Here is a 4,390-nt window from a genome sequence, read left to right as displayed (position 1 = left end):
TGCGACGCTGCAACCTGACCTGCAAGCACTGCTATGCCAACTCGGTGGATGCCGATTTCAAAGGCGAACTCGACACAGCAGAGGCCCTGCAAGTGCTCGACGACCTGCGGGATGCCGGCGTGCGCGTCCTGGTCCTCAGCGGCGGCGAACCCCTGATGCGCCCCGACATCCTCACCCTGGCCAGTCGGGCCAGGGCGCTGGGTTTCTATGTGGCCCTGTCCACCAATGGCACCCTGATCGATTCGCACAACATCGAGGCCATTGCCGCCGTCGGCTTCGACTATGTCGGCATCAGCATCGACGGGCTGGCCAACCTGCATGACACATTCCGCCGCATGCAGGGCGGCTTTGATCGATCCATGGCCGCCGCCCGGCTGTGCCGGGCACACGGGATTCGTGTCGGCCTGCGCACCACCCTGACCCAATTCAACCATCATCAGCTGCCGGCATTGCTCGATCTGATGCGCCGCCACGACATCCAGAAATACTATCTTTCCCACATGAACTACAGCGGCCGGGGCCGGGCCCGCAGCACCCGCAGCGCGGATGCCGATCATGCCATGATGCGCAGTGCCATGCGGCTGATCTTTGATCGGGCCTGGGAAGACATCCAGGCAGAACGGGATACCGATTTCGTCAGCGGCAACAACGATGCCGATGCCATCCTGATGCTGCAATGGGCACGCGAACGCATCCCGCAATCGGTCGATGCCCTGGAAACCATGCTGCGCGCCTGGGGCGGCAATGCATCCGGGGCCGGCATCGCCAATATCGACAATCTCGGCAATGTCCATCCAGATACCTACTGGTGGCATCACACCGTGGGCAATGTGCGGGAACGTTCGTTCCGGGACATCTGGATCGATCATCCCGACCCCCTGCTGCTGCGGCTGCGGGAACATCCCCGCCAACTCGAAGGACGCTGCGGGACATGCCGCTGGCTGGCGATCTGCAACGGCAATACGCGCACCCGCGCCTGGGCCCAGGGCAATCTCTGGGGAGCAGATCCCGGCTGTCCGCTCACCGACCAGGAAACCGGCATGATTGCCGAAAGGAGCCTCGCATGAACACGATCCCTCTCCAGGACATGGCCTTGCCCGACATCCCTCATGCGCGGCTGATGCCGGGGGAAGTCGCCCTGGTCGGCGCAGGGCCGGGCGACCCCGGCCTGCTGACCCTGCGCGCCTGGCGCTGCATCCAGCAGGCCGATGCCATCGTGCATGACCGGCTGGTCAGCGCCGAACTGATGGCCATGCTGCCCGAACGCGCGCGCCGCTACGACACGGGCAAGACGCCCGGCAACCACAGCATGACCCAGGACACCATCAACGCCTTGCTGTGCGACCTGGCCCGCCAGGGCCTGAGAGTCGTGCGCCTGAAAGGGGGTGATCCGCTGATTTTCGGACGCGGCGGCGAAGAACTCGACGTGCTGCTGAACCACGGCATCTCCTGTCGCATCGTGCCCGGCATTACGGCGGCCTCGGCCTGCACCACCTATGCCGGCATCCCCCTGACGCACCGCGGCGTCGCGCAGTCCTGTCACTTCATCACGGGCCACTTGCAAAATGACGGGCGGCTGGACCTGCCCTGGGACGCCCTGACCGCCCCTGGACAGACCCTGGTGTTCTACATGGGACTGGGGGCGGCCGCTTCGATCAGCCGCCACCTGATCGCAGCCGGCATGGATCGCAACACTCCGGCTGCCCTGATCCACCAGGGCAGCACGCCCCGGCAACGCGTCTTGCGCACGACCCTGGCGGCCTTGCCCGCCGCAGCCCAGCGGGGGGCGTTCAAGCCGCCGACATTGATCGTAATCGGTGCCGTGGTCGAACTGTTCGCCAACCGTGAACTCCACTACCCAGCCTGCTTTGCACACCCCCACCTGGAGGCCACATGCGCCTGAGACGATCCTGCTTGGCAATCCTGCCGCTGATCCTGGCCAGCAGCCCGGCCTCTGCGGCCACGACCAGCCCGGATCTGGCCACGACCGGCCAGGTCTACCAGACCCATTGCGCCTCCTGCCATGGCACGCAGCGCCTGGGCGGCACGGGCCCCGCCCTGCTGCCCGAAAGCCTGTCCCGGCTGCGCGCCGCAGAAGCGCGCGAGGTGATCCTGCACGGGCGCCCTGCCAGTCAGATGACGGGCTTCGCCACGATCCTGAGCCCCCAGGACATCGACCGCCTGGTTGAATACCTGTACAAACCCACCGCGACCCCGCCACGCTGGACCGATGCCGACATCCGCGCCAGCCAGCGCCAGATCACCGACCCGGCCACCCTGTCCGATACACCACGGCACCACGCCAACCCCAACAACCTGTTCGTCGTGGTCCAGGCGGGCGATCACACCGTGGACATCCTGGATGGCGATCGATTCGAATCGCTGGCGCATTTCCCGTCTCATTTCGCGCTGCACGGCGGGCCGAAATTCTCGCCCGATGGCCGCTACGTGTATTTTGCCTCGCGCGATGGCTGGATCAGCAAATACGATTTGCACAATCTGGTCATGGTCAGCGAAATCCGGGCGGGCCTGAACACCCGCAATCTGGCCGTCAGCAACGATGGCCGCTGGGTGCTGGTGGGCAATACGCTACCCGCAGGCCTGGTCGTGCTCGACGCCCGCGACCTGTCCCTGGTCCAGCGCATCGACACCGCCACCGAAGCCCATCCCGATCCCTCGCGCGTCAGCGCCGTCTATACAGCGCCGCCGCGCGACAGCTTCATCGTGGCGCTGAAAGACATCCCCGAAGTCTGGGAAATCGCCTATGACGTCGCATCCCCACCATTCAAGCCGCGCCGCTTGGCGGTAGACAGCCTGCTGGATGATTTTTCCTTTTCACCCGACTACCGCCAGCTGATTGCCTCATCCCGCCAGGCCAAGGGCATGGAAGTCATCGATCTGGATACCGGCGCACTGATCAAGCACATCGCCCTGCCCGGAATGCCCCATCTGGGCTCGGGCATTTTCTGGAAACGCCACGGCCGCCTGGTCTTTGCCACGCCGAACATCAGCACCGGTCTGGTCTCTGTCCTGGACGCGCAGACCTGGGAACCCATCCAGGAAATCCAGACCCTCGGCCCGGGATTTTTCATGCGCAGCCATGTGAATTCGCCCTATGCCTGGACGGATGTGTTCTTCGGGCCGAACATCGAGGCCGTGCACGTCATCGACAAGCAAAGCCTGGAAATTGCCCGAACCCTGCGTCCCATGCCCGGCAAGAACGCCGCCCATGTGGAATTCACCCACGATGGGCGATACCTGCTGCTGAGCGTCTGGGATCCCGAAGGCGCGCTGATCGTCTACGACAGCAAGACGCTGCAAGAGATCAAGCGCATCCCCATGAACAAACCCTCGGGCAAATACAACGTCGGCAACAAGATCGAATTTGCCGAGGGCACTTCGCACTGAAACGAAATCGAATCAGCGATTCTTGCCGATCTGATCACCGATGACGCCGCCGATGGCCGCGCCACCCACCGTGCCCAGGACGCCGCCGCCCGTGATGACGGCGCCTGCCACGCCGCCCAGGCCCGCGCCTGTGACGGCGGATTTCTGGCGGTGGCTCATGCTGTCCCAGGACGAGCACCCCGCCAGGGCCGTCGCCAACGCCAAGGCGGCGCCGATTTTTCCGAATGTCCTGATCGCCATCATGGTTCTCCTTCTCGTGTGCTGCGTGATGACCGCGCCCGGCCGGGCGCCTTGACTTCTTTATAAGCGCAGAGGCCCAAAAAAGCTGTGAGTCTAGATATCGAATTCTGTAACTTGTAACCGCACGGGCCTGAATCAATCATGGACGGGAATCTACTTGACCAGCGCCAGCACAGCCCGGAAGGCCGGGTGCGATGGGGTTTCGAGCCATTCATAGATCGCCATCTCGGACGTGACGGTCTCCAGGCCATGATAGCGCCAGCGTTCGCAAGCGGCAGACCAGTCCAGTGCGCGCCGTGAACCAATGCCATCGGTCACCAGCACGGGCTGGAAACCGGCCTGCGCCAGGCCCAGGCCGGTTTGTAACACGCAGATATGCGCTTCGGTGCCTGTCAACAACACCCGCCTCCGGCCGGCGGGCCAATCCGCCAGGAAATCCGTCTCGCGGCAGGCATCGAAATGGGTTTTGGGCACGACCCGGTCCACATGCGCCAGCAGGTCGGGATGGGTGGCGCCGATCTTGCCGGGCCAGTGCTCTGTCGCCCACACCGGGACCGAGAGCAGCCGCGCAGCCTGGGCCAGGCGCGCGACCCGGCCACGCAAGGCGTCGGCATCCTGAATGGCAGGCAGCAGCTTTTCCTGCATGTCCACCACCAGCAGCAGACTGTCATGGGTAGCCAGTACGGGGGATGCCTTGGGCATGGCGGTTCTCCTGTTATTTATTTCAGGGCCTTGTAGCGAA

General features: G+C 64.3%; 5 protein-coding genes. 3 read left to right on the top strand and 2 right to left on the bottom strand.

All coding sequences use genetic code 11. The annotated features are described in order from the left end of the window. The 3 genes from nirJ to RBR29_RS10730 all read left to right on the top strand — a co-directional run. On the top strand, positions 1-1,067 hold a 1,067-nt coding region (gene nirJ / locus RBR29_RS10740), incomplete at its 5' end, for a heme d1 biosynthesis radical SAM protein NirJ (RefSeq protein WP_320349197.1). Further along, positions 1,064-1,903 carry a uroporphyrinogen-III C-methyltransferase gene (gene cobA, locus RBR29_RS10735; protein ID WP_320349195.1) on the top strand — a complete coding sequence of 280 codons (840 nt, stop codon included), beginning with the start codon at positions 1,064-1,066 and terminating at the stop codon, positions 1,901-1,903. The genes nirJ and cobA, both read left to right, overlap by 4 nt. After that, on the top strand, positions 1,894-3,408 hold the full coding sequence (locus RBR29_RS10730) for a cytochrome D1 domain-containing protein (RefSeq protein ID WP_320349193.1): 1,515 nt from the start codon (positions 1,894-1,896) through the stop codon (positions 3,406-3,408). The genes cobA and RBR29_RS10730 overlap by 10 nt, the downstream gene beginning before the upstream one ends. Before the next feature lie 12 nt (positions 3,409-3,420). Here the strand turns inward: RBR29_RS10730 and RBR29_RS10725 are convergent, their stop codons facing one another. Together RBR29_RS10725 and RBR29_RS10720 are read right to left on the bottom strand one after the other, a co-directional pair. Further along, positions 3,421-3,648: a glycine zipper 2TM domain-containing protein gene (locus RBR29_RS10725; protein ID WP_320349198.1), complete on the bottom strand. Its 228-nt coding sequence runs from the start codon at positions 3,646-3,648 to the stop codon at positions 3,421-3,423. A gap of 153 nt (positions 3,649-3,801) precedes the next feature. Beyond that, a complete protein-coding gene (locus RBR29_RS10720) occupies positions 3,802-4,350 on the bottom strand; it encodes an isochorismatase family protein (protein ID WP_320349192.1) in 549 nt (182 codons plus the stop codon). Between the last annotated feature and the right edge of the window lie 40 nt (positions 4,351-4,390).

Origin of the sequence: Castellaniella sp. (assembly GCF_034007085.1) — a bacterium.
Classification (GTDB): Bacteria; Pseudomonadota; Gammaproteobacteria; order Burkholderiales; family Burkholderiaceae_B; genus Castellaniella.
Note: the sequence above shows the minus strand (reverse complement) of the source record. Positions and strands in the feature narration are given on the sequence as shown.

What these genes read in the sequence shown, in the direction of transcription:
- RBR29_RS10720 (WP_320349192.1), bottom strand. Translation starts at nt 4,350, where the DNA reads ATGCCCAAGGCATCCCCCGTACTGGCTACCCATGACAGTCTGCTGCTG.
- RBR29_RS10730 (WP_320349193.1), top strand. Translation starts at nt 1,894, where the DNA reads ATGCGCCTGAGACGATCCTGCTTGGCAATCCTGCCGCTGATCCTGGCC.
- RBR29_RS10725 (WP_320349198.1), bottom strand. Translation starts at nt 3,648, where the DNA reads ATGGCGATCAGGACATTCGGAAAAATCGGCGCCGCCTTGGCGTTGGCG.
- cobA (WP_320349195.1), top strand. Translation starts at nt 1,064, where the DNA reads ATGAACACGATCCCTCTCCAGGACATGGCCTTGCCCGACATCCCTCAT.